This window comes from Dactylosporangium sp. CA-233914 (genome assembly GCF_050942935.1).
In the GTDB taxonomy this organism is placed as follows: Bacteria; Actinomycetota; Actinomycetes; order Mycobacteriales; family Micromonosporaceae; genus Dactylosporangium.
The window spans coordinates 2,110,130-2,123,749 of record NZ_CP192030.1 but is presented as its reverse complement, the minus strand read 5'-3'; the positions used below and the strand labels follow the sequence as shown (position 1 = coordinate 2,123,749).

Here is a 13,620-nt window from a genome sequence, read left to right as displayed (position 1 = left end):
GGGCCGATGCTGCAGCGCAGGGTGGTCGGAGCCTGGTCGGTGTTCGGGATCGTGGCGGTGGTCTCAGCCGCCCTGGCCTGGCTGCGCCCCGCCGGCCAGCGCCTGTCCGACCTGCACATCTACTACGGCGCCGCGCGGGCGGTGAACGAGGGCCGGCCGCTGTACGACTACGTGGCCGACAACGGCGGCCCGTTCACGTATCCGCCGTTCGCCGTCCTGCTCCTGCGCCCCCTCGCCCTGCTGCCCGAGGCCGCCGTCGGCGTGGCCTGGCCGGCGCTGACCTGCGCGGCCGTAGTCGCCCTGGCCGTGGCGGTCGGCCGGGGCCTGTCCGCGTCCCGCCTCGCCGTGGCGGCCATCGCCTGCGGCCTGCTCGTCTCCGCGCCCGTGCAGAGCAACCTGCGCTTCGGCCAGGTCAGCATCTTCATCGTCCTGCTCGCGCTGGTGGACGCGATGGGCCTGACCCCGCGGCGGTACCGCGGGCTGCTCGTCGGCCTCGCCGCCGCGATCAAGCTGACCCCGCTGCTGTTCGTGGTGTACTTCCTCGCCTCGAAGCGCTACCGCGACGCGGCTCGGGCGGCGGCCGCCTTCGCCGCGTGCGCCCTGCTGGGGGCGGCCCTCCTGCCCGGCGACAGCCTGCGGTACTGGACGGGCACGATGCTGCAGACGTCGCGCATCGGCGACCTGGCGTCGCTGGGCAACCAGTCGGTGCAGGGCATGCTGATGCGGGCGGGCCTGCCCCCCGAGGCCCTGCCGCTGATCTGGGCGGCGCTGATCGCCGCGATCTGCGCCGCGGCGCTGTGGCGCGCCCGGACCCTGGAGCTGCGAGCCTCTTCCCTGGAGTCGGCCCGGGCCTCTGGCGCCGACGGCGAGCGGGTCCGCGCCGCGGTGCTCGTCGGATGCGCGACCGTCGCCGCCTCGCCGGTGTCGTGGACCCACCACCAGGTGTGGACGGTGCTCGCCGCGATGCTGCTGGTCGCCGCCGAGGGCGCCTGGCGCCGCGCGGCCGGCGCCGCGCTGCTGGTCGTCATGACGCTGTCGCTGGGCGTGGTGCTGCGGGGGCTCTCACCGTACCCCGGCTGGCAGTTCGTCCTGGAGAACGCCCGCTCCCTGGGCATCGTCGCGGTCTGCCTCGCCGGCTTCGGCGGCGCCGTGGCAACCGCAGCGACCGCGGCACACGCACGCACGACCGCGACGGCCACAGCCCCCGGGCGGCAACGCGCCGCAACCGCGAGGAGCGCCGCAACCGCGAGGAGCGCCGCAACCGCGAGGAGCGCCGGGCGGCGCAGGGTCTGGCTGCGGCCGGTGGTCGCCGTGGCGGTCGGGCTCGTGGTGCTGGCCCTGACGCCGCTGCCGGCCGGGGCGGACCCGACGTTCAAGGCGTACACCGCCGCCGACCTCGCCAACCCCCGCTACTTCTACTACGCCGCCTCGCCCGCAGGCCCGGCCGGCGCCGCGATCGACTTCCAGGTGCGGCGGGAGAGGACCAAGACGCGGGTCAACGGGGTTGTCGGGGACGTGGTGGCGCAGCTGCGGTACTCCTCGGCGCCCGGCGGGGTCGCCCGCTCGATTCCGCTGCTCACGCCGATCGTCGCGACGGGGCCGGACATGGCGCGGCTCGGGGCGGAGACGCAGGCCGGCGTGCGGACCTTCTCGTTCCGCAGCGCCAGCCTGGCCCACGGGCGCCTCGAGGCCGTGGCGGCGGACGGATCGGTGCTGGCGACGTTCACCGAATTCGTCGTGAGTGAACCGGATTCGTCGTGAGCGAACCGAATTCGTAGAGAGCGAACCGTGAGCCGTGACGTGACCCGACCACCGGCCGACCGGGTGCGCGCTGCTCAAAAACACCCTACATCAGTGAGGGAAATTCACGTTTTCCTCCTCACCCAGCGTGAATCAGCCTCACGCAGCGCGAGCACCGCCGTTAACGCGCCAGCGGAGCGCCCGTTTCCAGCACCGTCTTCAGGCCGCTGACGATCCGCGACCATACCTCGTCGCGCTCGACGTCCGGGCGTACGTCCAGGTCGTCGCAGGTCAGGGCGACCCGGGTCAGTGCCGGCTCGACCGGCGTCAGATCCCAGGTCAGCCAGCAGTGCGCCTCGGGTTCGGGGCCGGTTCCGGTCAGCAGATTGTGTATCAGCTGACAGCCGGGGCTGGCGTGGATGATCTCGCCGTACAGGGCGTCCGGGACCGGACCCTGCATGGTGCGGAACAGGATCGGCGCGCCCGGCTCCCAGGTGGACTCGACGGCCAGGCCCAGGTAGTAGCACCGGGTCTGCGCGGGCTCGGTGAGGGCCCGCCACACCTGCTCGGGCGTGGCGGCGATGTACAGCGTGAAGGTCCGCGTTCTCATGCTGCAGAATCCTCCGGGCCGGACTTGCCGGCGACTTGAGAGCGGCTTGGGCCAGACGACGAGGAGCGCGAGGACAGTGGACGAGTTGATCAGGGAGCTGGAAGAGCAGGAGTCCCGGCTGGTGTTCGACCGGTTCGACAACGACGACGCCTGGGCGCTCGGGTGCCTGCTGGTCGAGACGGCCAAGGAGCGCTCGCTCGGCATCACGATCGACATCCGCCGCGACGGCCAGCAGCTGTTCCACGCGGCGCGGCCGGGCACCGCGCCGGACAACGACCGGTGGATCGAGCGCAAGATCAGGGTGGTCGAGCGGCTGCACGCCTCGTCGTACCTCGTGGGCCGGCGCCTGGCCGCCCGCGGCAAACAGTTCGACGCGGGATACGGCGTCGACCCGGCCGAGTACGCCACGCACGGCGGCGCCTTCCCGATCCGCGTCCGCAATGTGGGCGTCGTCGGTGTCGTAACGGTGTCAGGACTGCCGCAGGCCGATGATCACGCGCTGGTGGTCGAGGTGCTCGGGCGTTTCCTCGCCGCCGTGTCGTGATTCCGACATGCGCGGACGGGCGGATAGACCCCACCATCCCGCATGTGAAGAAGCGAGCCTTATTGGCGACCCTCCTGCTCGTACTGGCCGGCTGCTCCGACGACGAGACCGCCGAGTCCAGCGCCCCAGCCTCGAACCCGGCCGTCGCGCCGACAAGCGAGGCGGCCGCGCCGAGCAGCGCCGCGCCCAGCGCGGCACCCTCGAGCAAGGCGAGCGGGGCCGGCTCCGGCTGCCCCGTCACCGCGGCGGCCCTGCAAAAGGCCTTCCAGGCCAACGCCGAGGTCGCCTCGGCGCTCGTACTGGGCAAGGGGTTCAAGGACATCAGCTGCTACGAGGGCTGGGCCACCGCCGTCACGCAGCCGACGAACCTGGACGCGGCCGTCGTGCTGTTCAAGTACGACACCGCCAAGAAGACCTGGGCCGCCGTCATCGGCGGCACCGACGGGGTCTGCCGGGAGAACGTTCCGGCGGACATCGCGACACACCTCAAGGGTTGCCAGAACTAACCTGATCGAGTGTCGTAAATTGCCGGAGTGAGATACACACTCCTCGCTGTCTTCGCCGGAGCGGCCGCCACCCTTGCGGCCTGCTCCGGCGGGTCAGCCAGCAACAGCCAGACCCCGGCCCGGCCCACTCCCGACCAGACCTCCCTGCTCCCCCAGACCGGCCCGGCGCCGCTGAAGCCCGGCGCGAGCCCGCAGGCCGGCTGCCCGGTCGACGCGGCCACCCTCGAAAAGGCGCTCGCCGGCAACGAGCAGCTCGCCGCCGCCGTCCAGCTCGGCACGGGCCTCACCGACGTCAGCTGCGCGAAGGATTACGCCACCGCCCGCACCGAGGGCGACCGCGCGACGGTCCTGTTCAACTACGACGCCACCCGGAAGATGTGGGTCGCGCTCGCCGGTGGACCGAAGAACGCCTGCGACAAGGCGCCCGCCGAGATCCGAAAAGAGCTCAAGAACTGCGGCTAGAAATCTGGTGGAAATCCCTGCTTTATGGTCATATTGCTCATGGAGCGTGAAGCACTGCTCCGGCTCCTCGCCGGGGAGCCGGGAGCGGCGTTCGAGGCGTGCCGAGCCGCGATCCGTGCCGGGGCCGAATACGTAGTCTGGGACCACCTGCTACCCGCCGACCAGCTCGCGCGCAGCTACTCCCGCCGCGCGCAGCACATGGCGAAGATCGGCAACCCGATGCTGGGCGGGGCCGAGGCGATCGAGCAGCTGCAGACCTCCGGCGACCGCCCGCTGCGCGTCGGCGAGGCGAAGATCGAGAACCCGCCGACCCACTTCCAGCTGTTCCTGACCGAGGACGCGTCCCGGGTGGTGGCCTGCATAGGCATCGATCAACGCTGACGTACCAGGATGGCAGGGTGGACGCACTGCTCACCACCACCGCCCTGGCGCAGCTTCGCGAGGCGCTCGGCACCGCGCAGTACACCTCGGAAGGCATCAAACGCCACCTCGGCGAGGAAGCGGCCGCCGCCTGCGCGCGCAACGACTTCCGAGCCGCGCTGCGGATCACCGAGAACCAGGGCGACCGGCTCGCGACGCTGATCCGCCTGTTCATCTGCGGCCAGACCGAGCCGCTCGAGCGCGTCGCCGCGGCCCTCGCGCCGCTGCCGCTGGAGTCCGCGGCGGCACTGCTGGAAGCAGACCCGGAAGGTGTACGCGCCGGGCTCGAACTGGAGCCCTACGGCGACTGGTGGGTCGTGGCCGACCTCTCCGCCGGCATGCGCCCCGGCCGCCCGCTGCCCGGCGACCACGTCCTGGGCATCGGCGGCGCCTCGAGCACCCTCGCCGCCGCGACCCTGCGCCACCCCGTCGGCACCGCCCTCGATCTCGGCACCGGCTGCGGGGTACAGGCGCTGCACCTGTCCACCCACGCGGCGCGCGTCACCGCCACGGACGTCCTGCCCCGGGCCCTGCGCTTCGCCGCCACCACGGCCGCGCTCAACGGCCTGGACTGGGAGCTGCTGCAGGGCGACCTCACCAGCCCGGTCGCCGGCCGCCGCTTCGACCTGGTGGTGAGCAACCCGCCGTTCGTCGCCGGCCCCGGCACCACCGCCCACACGTACCGCGACTCCGGCCGCCCCGGCGACGCCGTCTGCGCCGAGCTCGTCGCCGCCGCGCCGGGCCTGCTCGCCGACGGCGGGCACATGCAGTTCCTGGCCAACTGGCTGCACGTCGCCGGCGAGGACTGGCACGAGCGGGTCAACGACTGGCTCGCCGGCACCGGGCTGGACGCCTGGGTCATCCAGCGCGAGGTCTCGGATCCGCTCGCGTACGTCAACCTGTGGCTCGCCGACGCCTCCGAGGACCCCGCGCGCCAGCCGGCCCTGGCCGCGGCCTGGCTCGACTGGTTCGACGCGCAGAACGTCAACGCGGTCGGGTTCGGCCTCATCACGCTGCGCGCCGCCGGCCACGACGACCCGACGGTCCGCATCGAGGACCTGCGCCACAGCGTCGGCGGCGACCTCGGCCCCCGGATCGGCGACTGGTTCGCCCGCCAGGACTTCCTGCGCCACGCGGACCTGCTGCACAGCCGCCTGGTCGCCGCGCCCGGCCTGCGCCTGCGCCAGGACGCCGGGCTCGGACCCGAGGGCTGGGAGGTCGGCCAGCAGCTGCTGGTGCTGCCGGACGGCCTGCGCTGGGTGGAGGAGGTGGACCCGGTCGCCCTGTCGCTCGTGGGCGCCTGCGACGGGACCGTGACCCTGCAGGATCAGGTCGATCTCCTCGCGGCAGCGCACGGGGTGCCGCCCGAGGTCCTCGCCGAAGTGGCCGTTCCGCTGGTCTCGCACCTGGTCGAGCGGGGGATCCTGCTGCCGTGCGCGCCCTAGTCCAGACGGTGAGCCGGGCGAGCGTCACCGTCGACGGCTCGGTGGTCGGCTCGATCGCCGACGGGCTGCTGGTGCTCGTCGGCGTGACTCATTCTGACACTTCCGAAATTTCCGAAACGCTGGCCCGGAAGGTGTACGAGCTACGCATCCTCGACGACGAGCAATCGGCGGCCGACACCGGCGCGCCACTCCTCGTTGTCTCACAGTTCACCTTGTACGGCGACGCGCGCAAGGGCCGCCGCCCCACCTGGGCCGCCGCGGCCCGCCCCGAGGCCGCCGAGCCACTCATCGAGGCGTTCTGCGCCGCCCTGCGAAACCGGGGCGCAACCGTGGAAACCGGGCGATTTCGCACCCACATGCTCGTCGAAAGCGTGAACGTCGGACCGCGGACCGTGTTGCTGGAGGTCTGAGACTCACGGTTTCGTGCCACGGCTGCGCCGCCTCACCGCCACTTCACGCCCGCTGGGCGAAGCTACTTCTCGCAGGAATGATCGCGCCACTTGTCAAACCACGGGAGGCGATAGAAGTGGCCCAGCCGCTGAGCGACACCACGGAGTTCAACGCCGCCGACATCGAGGCGGACGAACAGCACGAGCAGGAGCACGCGCTCGACAACACGGGCGTCTCAGCGGATCTGGTTCGCGCGTACCTCAACACGATCGGCCGCACCAAGCTCCTGACGGCGGAGCAGGAGGTCGAGCTCTCGAAGAAGATCGAGGCCGGCTTGTACGCCGAGGAGAAGCTCGCCAGCGGGATGGTGCACCCGGCGTGGATGAAGACGTACGAGATCGTGGTCCGCGAGGGGCGCGCCGCCAAGGCCCACCTGCTCGAGGCCAACCTGCGCCTGGTGGTGAGCATCGCCAAGCGGTACACGGGTCGCGGCATGGCGTTCCTGGACCTCATCCAGGAGGGCAACCTCGGCCTCATCCGCGCCGTCGAGAAGTTCGACTACACCAAGGGTTACAAGTTCTCGACGTACGCCACCTGGTGGATCCGCCAGGCCATCACCCGCGCCATGGCCGACCAGGCCCGCACCATCCGCATCCCGGTCCACATGGTCGAGCAGGTCAACCGCATGGTCCGCGTCCGCCGCGACCTGTCGGCGAGCCTGGGCCGCGAGCCGGTGGTCGCCGAGATCGCCGCGGCCCTGGGCGTCGAGGAGTACCAGGTCATCGAGCTGATCTCCTACGACCGCGAGCCGGTCAGCCTCGACCAGGCCGTCGGCGAGGACGGCGAGAGCGCCCTGGGCGACTTCGTGGCCCGCATCGACCCGCGCGAGGAGCCGGGCGACAGCGTCTCGCAGGGCATGCTGCGCTCCGAGGTCGAGATCGTGCTCTCCACCCTGTCCCAGCGCGAGCAGGCGGTCATCCGCCTCCGCTTCGGCCTCGACGACGGCCGCCAGCGCACCCTGGACGAGGTGGGCCGCGAGTTCGGCCTGTCCCGCGAGCGCATCCGCCAGATCGAGAAGGTGACCCTGCTGAAGCTCCGCCACCCGTCCCGGGCCAAGCGCCTCGAGGCCTACGCCTCCTGACCTGCCCAAACCACGGAAAGGGCCGCCCCGCTTCGGGCGGCCCTTTCCGTATGCCGGGTTACGGGCGGGCGCGACATGTCGGGCGCTCCGCGCCACGACATGTCGGATTTATACCCTGTCAGGCGAAAAATCTGATAGCCGTGAACGGCACCGAGTGAGCCCGTTGCATCGTGGGGTTGTCGCAGGTCATCCCGTGATTCGACAGGACTGCTGATGCTGCATTGCTGCAGGCCAACCGCTTGATCACCGAGTTGGCCGGCCTGGAACCTGAGGCCTCGCCATGTCTTCATACCGGCCCACGACACCGGCCAACGCCCCGGGCGGCCGCTGGCTGACGTTCACCGCCGCCGTCGCAGTCTCGGCCGCCACCCGCCAACAAGATCACCGTACGGCGATGGAAGATCCGCTCCCGGTGACACACGCTTGACCCCACCACCCAGGCCACCCTCGTGCCGGCATTCCTGCGCACCAACCTGACCCATGCCGAGCTCGCCGTCGCCAACGCGACCAGCACTGCCACCTGCCGACGCATCATCAACGAAGGCATCGACCTGCTCGCCGGCCGCGCCATCCGCCTGTCCGAGGCGGCCCGCCCGGCCCGCAAGGCCGGCTGGGAGTACCTACTCATCGACGGCGTCAACGCCCCCACCGTCGCGCTCGCCCGCCGCCAACGCCGCTACTCGGGCAAGCACAAGCGGCACAGGGGTGAACGTGCAGACCCCCGACGGCCGGCTGCTGTGGGCCTCGGCCGCCCTACCCGGCAAGGCCAACGACATCACCGCCGCCCGCCACCACCACCTTCCAACGCGCTCGGGCCGCTCGGCGTTCTGGGCTACCCCGGCCTCGACGGCGTCGCCACCGGGTTCCGCCGCCCCCGTGGCGGACAACTGACCCTGGCCCAGCAGGCGGCCAACTGACTCCACACCGCCCTACGCCGCCTCGGCGAACGCGGCAACGCCCAGCTGAAGTGGTTCCGCGTCCCGGCAACCGAGCTGCGCTGCCGCCCCAACCGCTGCACCCGCATGATCAAGGCCGCCCTGACCGTCCACCAGCCGTTCGCGGCGTGCGACCACCACACTTCCGCGAGCCATATCAGGATGATCAAACACCTGAGCAGTGCAAGAGTCGATCAAGTCTCGCTGTCAAACCAGGACCCGGCCAGGATAAACGTCAGGATGAATTGAGCTCGCTGCTGCAGCTTCTTGCGCCGGTGCAGCTTCAAATGTGAAGGAAGCGGTCGACGCGCGTGCCTCATGCGTCGTCGCCGTTCTTGAGGCGCTCGGAATTCTGGCCGGTGGTCCGTTGGGATAGGGCTGGACGAATTTCGTGCGTGACATTTCCCGGGAACAGCTCTCATGTGCTGGCCGGCGCTGATGCTCGCCGGTATTGCTTCGCGGTGCCGTGGCAGCGGGCCAGCGCGGATTCTCGCGGGCGTGCCCGCACCGCGCCGACGGGATGACGCTGATGCAGTGGGTGCGGGCCGGTGCTGCGAGGCGGAGCCGGGTTGATCGGCGCCATGCGTCGGGTGCGGCACCGCGGTGTGGTCGTCCGGGCCGATATCGATCGCGGGGTTGCCCGGGCTGCGCGGGCGCTTCGGCCGCTGGTGGTGCTTCGGCCGGCTGCGGTGGTTCGGCCGGTGGCGTGCCGAAGCCCTGTCCTTGGCCGGCGGCGCCGAGGTCCTGGCTGGGGCCTTGGCCGGCGTCCGCGCCGAGGTCGTGGTCGTGGCTGGCGGCCGTGCCGTGGCCGTGGCCGTGCGCGGTGCCGGGGTTGTGGCTGGGCCATGCCGGGGCCGTACGCGGCGCCGGGGCCGGGGCCGGGGCCGGGGCCGGGGCCGGGGCCGGGGCCGGGGCCGGGGCCGGGGCCGGGGCCGGGGCCGGTTGGTTCACTGAGCCTTCCCGGCCGTCGGCAGCCACGCTTGCCGGCGGGGTGCTCGCGCGTATTCGGCGGAGTTTCTCGGCGTGTCGTTGGGCGAGGCCCCACGCGCGATGCCGGGCATGTTCCCGGCGGAACTCCTCATTCGCCGCGGAATAACGACGCGACCTGGTCCGGTCACGCATGGCAGCCAATTCAGACTTGCTAAACAATTGTAGCTGCCCCATGGATTCATTTTCCCAGAATCCAGCCGGACCCGCTGCCCCGCACGGCCGGCGGAAATGTCAAATGGTGCACGCACATGCCGCCTTTAGGCTTGCTACCCAACGTGACGGAAGCTGGGTCATCGGCCACAAACATGCCGAATACAGTGGCACCCAATCATGACGCCGGATCACTCCGGTACTTCGCCCCGGCGTCTTGGTGCTTGATGCAGGAAAGCCGGACCGAAGGCGACGACGAAGACGGCTCGACAACGCCGATGCCCCGGCGTGGCGGGCCTCATCGAACGCTGCCTGGGCCCGCACACCGTGCGACGCTTCGCCACCGCCGCCTGTGTCGACGACCTTCTCGTCCACACCCGCCGCGACACCCTGATCGACACCTTCAAGCCCTACCTCGACCAGCGGTTCAACGACGGCTGCACCGACGCCACGATCCTCCACGCAGAGAGCAGAGATCCGCCAACGCGGCTTCCGCGGCAGCATCAAAACGGTCCGTCGATACATCCAACCATTCCGCGCCGCCAAGCCCGCGCCGCCAGCCACCCCCGCTCCACCCAAGCTACGCCACGTCACCTCGTGGATCATGACCAAACCAGCCAACCTCACCACCGACGAACAGGCCAAACTCACCGCGACCACCGGCCGCGGCCCGATCCTGAAGAACCTGACCGAACACGTGCGCACCTTCGCCGACATGATGACCAACCTTGCAGGCAACCGACTGCCCCAATGGATCAACACGGTCCTCGCCGACGACACCCTGCCCGGCCTGCGACGCGACCTGGCCGCCGTCACCGCCGGACTCACCCTGCCCTGGAACTCCGGAGCCGTCGAAGGCCAGGTCAACCGCATCAAAATGCTCCAGCCCCGAACCATCTTCCATTGCCGTACGGTGATCTTGTTGGCGAGCCAGTCGCGAGTGGCGGCCGAGACCGCGGCGGCGGCGGCGAACGTCAGCCAGCGGCCGGTCGGGGCGTGGGCCGGTATGAAGACATGGCAAGGCCTCTGGTTCGAGGTCGGTCTTGGTCGAACCCATCGCGTCGTGGTCGGTGTCGATCGTTTGTGTTCGGATTGTGATCTTCTCGACCGGGAGTCCGGTTCCAGGCCGGCCACCTCGGTGATCAAGCGGTTGGCCTGCAGCAATGCAGCATCAGCAGTCCTGTCGAATCACGGGATGACCCGCGACAACCCCACGATGCAACGGGCTCAGTCAGCAGCGCAGGGCATCTCAGGGCCAGAACCCGCCACGACCGGCCCGCCCTGATGACCGGGAGCGGCACTGAGCCAAGAGCGCGCGCCGGGAAACCTCGGTCAGAGCCGCCGCGGCCCGCTGTCGGGGCGGGGCTGGTGGGGCGCGAACTCGGCGGTCGCGTGCAGCACCGCCAGCCCCGACGGGCGGGCCAGCACCGGATTCAGTGTCAGCGAGGACAGCGACGGCTGCTCGTCCACCAGGCGGCCGACCCGCAGCAACAGGTCGGCCAGGGCGTCGAGGTCGACGGGGTCGGCGCCCCGGTATCCGGTCAGCAGCGGCGCCGCCCGGGGCGCTCGTACCAGTGCGGCCGCGTCGCGGTCGGTCAGCGGGACCGGGCGCCAGGCGCGGTCGCCCAGGAGGTCGGCCGCCTCGCCGCCCAGGCCGAAGCCTACGACCGGGCCGAACGACGGGTCGTCGACGACCTCGACCACGCAGGCCACGCCCGGCGCGACCATCGGCTGGACCACCACCTCGACGCCGAGGCCGAAGAGGCGCTCGAGCTCCTGGTAGGCCTCGGCGACCGCCTGCGGCGTGGTCAGGTTCAACCGTACGGCCCCGAGGTCGATCCGGTGCCGCCACGGCTTCGTCGCCACCTTCAGCGCCACCGGCAGGCCGACCGCCGCGGCGACGTCGAGCACCCGGTCGCCGCAGGCCCACCGGCTCGGTACGACCGCAATGCCGTAGGCGGCCAGCAGCTCGTCCGCCTCGCCGCGGTCCCCGGCCCCCGCCTCCGCGAGCCGGGTCGCGATCTGGGTGCCGAGCACCGTGTCGACCCCGGGCAGGGCGGGCCGGGCGCCGACGGGTTCGCGGCGCCACGCGGCGTAGCGGGCGACGCGGCCGAGCGCCCGGACGGCCTCCTCGATGGCCGGGAACATCGGCAGCGCCGGCGGGTCCTCGTCGCTGTAGGCGGGGGCGACCGTGAACGACGGGTCGGCCGGCATCACCACGGCGAGGGGGCGGGGCGCGTCGGCGGTGGAGGTGCGCAGCAGTTCGGCGACGCCGAGCTGGTCGCCCTCGGCCAGGGCGGGCGCGTACGCGGCCACGACGGCGTCGACCCGCTCGTCGTCGAGGGCGGCGTGGACGGCCCGGACGAAGTCGACCTCCGTCACGGCGGGGCCGAGGTCGCGCGGGTACCCCTCGGCGATGCGCAGGCCCGCCGCGGGCGCCTTGGCGACCGTGAGCACGCCCAGGGCGGCGGCGTTGGTGACCACCGCGATCCGGTCGCCGGTCGGCAGCGGCCGGTCCGCGATCAGCAGGCCGACGTCGAACAGCTCGGCCACCGTGTCGACGCGGATGACGCCGGAGCTGGCGAAGAGCGCGGCGACGCCCCGCGCGTCGGGGCCGACCGTGACCGCGTCCAGGGCCGGGGGCCGCACGGGGCTCGCGACCGCGGCGACCGGCTTGCGGCGGGCCAGCTCGCGGGCGATGCGGGCGAACTTGCGCGGGTTGCCGAAGGTCTCCAGGTAGAGCAGGACGGCGTCGGTGTGGGGGTCCTCGCGCCAGTACTGCAGCGCGTCGTTGCCGGAGACGTCGGCCCGGTTGCCGGCCGAGACGAACGTCGACAGCCCCAGCCCGCGCCGGTCGGCCTCGGCCAGCAGGGCCGTGCCGAGCGCCGCGGACTGGCTGAAGAAGCCGACCCGGCCGGCGCGCGGCAGGAGCGGGGCCAGGGTCGCATTGAGTCGTACGCCGGGATCGGTGTTCGCCACCCCGAGGCAGTTCGGCCCGACGAGGCGCATGCCCTGGTCCCGCACGGCCCGCAGGAGTGCCGCCTGCGCCCCGGCGCCGGCCGGGCCGGCCTCCGCGAAGCCGGCCGAGACGACGACCAGGCCGTGCACGCCCGCGGCGGCGCAGTCGGCCACCACGCTCGGGACCGCCTCGGCGGGGACGGCGACGACGGCGAGGTCGATGGCGCGTGCGGTACTGCTGAGGGATGTCACGGCGGGCAACCCGCCGACCACCGCAGCGCTCGGGTGGACCGGAACCAGGTCTCCGGCGAAGCCGGCGGCTTTGAGGTGCGACAGCAGGACGGCGCCGACCCCCGTGCCGCCCGAGCGGGCGCCGTAGACGGCGACGCCGCGCGGGTTGAGCAGCCGGCCGATCGAGCGGGCCTCGGTGCGCTGCTCGCGGTCGCGCTGCACGCGCATGGAGTCGGGGGTGGCGGCGATCGGGAACCACAGGTGCACGACGCCGTCGGCGAACTGGCGCTCGATGTGGAAGCCGGCGGCCATGAACACGCGCAGCATCGCCTGGTTGACGGGCAGCACGTCGGCCTCGAACTCGGTGATGCCCTCGGTGCTCGCCGCGGCCACCAGGTGCTCGATCAGCACCGAGCCGATGCCCCGGCCCTGGTGGGCGTCCTCGACGACGAAGGCGACCTCGGCCTGGTGGGAGCCGTGGCCGAGCCGTTCGTAGCGACCGACGGCGATCAGCTCACCGGCGTGCTCGACGACGAACGCCTCGCGGTCGTGGTGGTCGACGTTGACGAACCGGTCCAGGTCGCGCTGCGGGATCCGGGGGTAGGCGGAGAAGTACCGCAGATAGCGCGTCCGCTCCGAGAACCGCGAGTGCAGCGCGACGATCCGGTCCGCGTCGTCGGGCCGGATGGGTCGCAAGTGGACGGTGGTCCCGTCCGAGAGCAGCACGTCCGCGGCTCGGCCCGAAACGTCGTTCACCCACCTAGTTTCCCACTCGCTTGGGTTACCGTGTCTCGCATGATGCTGACCCCGGCGGATGTGCAGGCCCTGCGGTTCGCCAAGGCGCCGTTCGGCAAGCGCGGCTACGACGAGGACGAGGTCGACCAGTTCCTCGACGTGGTCACCCAGACGCTGATCGCCCTGCACGACGAGATCGCCACCCTGCGGGCGAGCGCGTCGCCGGACGCGTCCTACGGCACGTCGGCGGCGGCCGAGACCGAGATGCTCGCCGAGCTGGACCGCATCAAGCGCCGCCTGACCCGCCTGGAGGCCGCGGTCCGTCATTAGGGCTATGACTCGGGTCCGCGTCACCTGCGGACC

Annotated in this window: 13 protein-coding genes; 11 read left to right on the top strand and 2 right to left on the bottom strand. The window is 71.7% G+C overall.

The features are described from left to right. Positions 1-6: 6 nt before the first annotated feature. Positions 7-1,761 (top strand): glycosyltransferase 87 family protein, encoded by a 1,755-nt coding sequence (locus ACQPY0_RS09685; protein ID WP_432987043.1) that lies wholly within the window; start codon positions 7-9, stop codon positions 1,759-1,761. Positions 1,762-1,921: 160 nt separating this feature from the next. On the opposite strand, the gene ACQPY0_RS09680 is transcribed toward ACQPY0_RS09685, so the two are convergent. Continuing rightward, positions 1,922-2,350 carry an SRPBCC domain-containing protein gene (locus tag ACQPY0_RS09680; RefSeq protein ID WP_432987041.1) on the bottom strand — a complete coding sequence of 143 codons (429 nt, stop codon included), beginning with the start codon at positions 2,348-2,350 and terminating at the stop codon, positions 1,922-1,924. Between the two features lie 76 nt (positions 2,351-2,426). On the opposite strand from ACQPY0_RS09680, the gene ACQPY0_RS09675 reads away from it, so the two are divergent. From ACQPY0_RS09675 to ACQPY0_RS09635, 9 genes are all read left to right on the top strand, one after another. Then, positions 2,427-2,894 carry a heme-degrading domain-containing protein gene (locus tag ACQPY0_RS09675; protein WP_432987039.1) on the top strand — a complete coding sequence of 156 codons (468 nt, stop codon included), beginning with the start codon at positions 2,427-2,429 and terminating at the stop codon, positions 2,892-2,894. Positions 2,895-2,938: 44 nt separating this feature from the next. Next, positions 2,939-3,400 carry a hypothetical protein gene (locus ACQPY0_RS09670; RefSeq protein ID WP_432987037.1) on the top strand — a complete coding sequence of 154 codons (462 nt, stop codon included), beginning with the start codon at positions 2,939-2,941 and terminating at the stop codon, positions 3,398-3,400. A 27-nt stretch (positions 3,401-3,427) separates the two neighbouring features. Beyond that, the gene (locus ACQPY0_RS09665) at positions 3,428-3,862 is read left to right on the top strand and encodes a hypothetical protein (protein ID WP_432987035.1); all 435 of its coding nucleotides are present in this window, start codon (positions 3,428-3,430) and stop codon (positions 3,860-3,862) included. 39 nt (positions 3,863-3,901) lie between these two features. Next, complete coding sequence (locus tag ACQPY0_RS09660; RefSeq protein WP_432987033.1) at positions 3,902-4,243, top strand: hypothetical protein; 342 nt, start codon at positions 3,902-3,904, stop codon at positions 4,241-4,243. Between the two features lie 17 nt (positions 4,244-4,260). Next, on the top strand, positions 4,261-5,727 hold the full coding sequence (locus ACQPY0_RS09655; RefSeq protein ID WP_432987032.1) for a DUF7059 domain-containing protein: 1,467 nt from the start codon (positions 4,261-4,263) through the stop codon (positions 5,725-5,727). After that, positions 5,715-6,137 carry a D-aminoacyl-tRNA deacylase gene (gene dtd / locus ACQPY0_RS09650; RefSeq protein ID WP_432987030.1) on the top strand — a complete coding sequence of 141 codons (423 nt, stop codon included), beginning with the start codon at positions 5,715-5,717 and terminating at the stop codon, positions 6,135-6,137. The genes ACQPY0_RS09655 and dtd overlap by 13 nt, the downstream gene beginning before the upstream one ends. 161 nt (positions 6,138-6,298) lie before the next feature. Further along, positions 6,299-7,258, top strand: a complete 960-nt coding sequence (gene sigB, locus ACQPY0_RS09645; RefSeq protein ID WP_432995131.1) for an RNA polymerase sigma factor SigB — start codon at positions 6,299-6,301, stop codon at positions 7,256-7,258. Between the two features lie 449 nt (positions 7,259-7,707). Next, on the top strand, positions 7,708-8,175 hold the full coding sequence (locus ACQPY0_RS09640) for a hypothetical protein (RefSeq protein WP_432987028.1): 468 nt from the start codon (positions 7,708-7,710) through the stop codon (positions 8,173-8,175). A gap of 1,762 nt (positions 8,176-9,937) precedes the next feature. After that, positions 9,938-10,618, top strand: coding sequence for a hypothetical protein (locus tag ACQPY0_RS09635; RefSeq protein WP_432987026.1), 681 nt, complete (start codon positions 9,938-9,940; stop codon positions 10,616-10,618). A gap of 47 nt (positions 10,619-10,665) precedes the next feature. Here ACQPY0_RS09635 and ACQPY0_RS09630 read toward each other — a convergent pair whose 3' ends face one another. Continuing rightward, a complete protein-coding gene (locus tag ACQPY0_RS09630) occupies positions 10,666-13,278 on the bottom strand; it encodes a GNAT family N-acetyltransferase (protein ID WP_432987024.1) in 2,613 nt (870 codons plus the stop codon). Positions 13,279-13,317: 39 nt separating this feature from the next. On the opposite strand from ACQPY0_RS09630, the gene ACQPY0_RS09625 reads away from it, so the two are divergent. Next, positions 13,318-13,587, top strand: a complete 270-nt coding sequence (locus ACQPY0_RS09625) for a DivIVA domain-containing protein (RefSeq protein ID WP_432987023.1) — start codon at positions 13,318-13,320, stop codon at positions 13,585-13,587. Positions 13,588-13,620 lie beyond the last annotated feature (33 nt).

Bases quoted from the DNA above. Each gene is read 5' to 3' on its own strand.
- ACQPY0_RS09635 (WP_432987026.1), top strand. From the start codon at position 9,938: ATGACCAAACCAGCCAACCTCACCACCGACGAACAGGCCAAACTCACC.
- ACQPY0_RS09680 (WP_432987041.1), bottom strand. From the start codon at position 2,350: ATGAGAACGCGGACCTTCACGCTGTACATCGCCGCCACGCCCGAGCAG.
- ACQPY0_RS09625 (WP_432987023.1), top strand. From the start codon at position 13,318: ATGATGCTGACCCCGGCGGATGTGCAGGCCCTGCGGTTCGCCAAGGCG.
- ACQPY0_RS09660 (WP_432987033.1), top strand. From the start codon at position 3,902: ATGGAGCGTGAAGCACTGCTCCGGCTCCTCGCCGGGGAGCCGGGAGCG.
- ACQPY0_RS09685 (WP_432987043.1), top strand. From the start codon at position 7: ATGCTGCAGCGCAGGGTGGTCGGAGCCTGGTCGGTGTTCGGGATCGTG.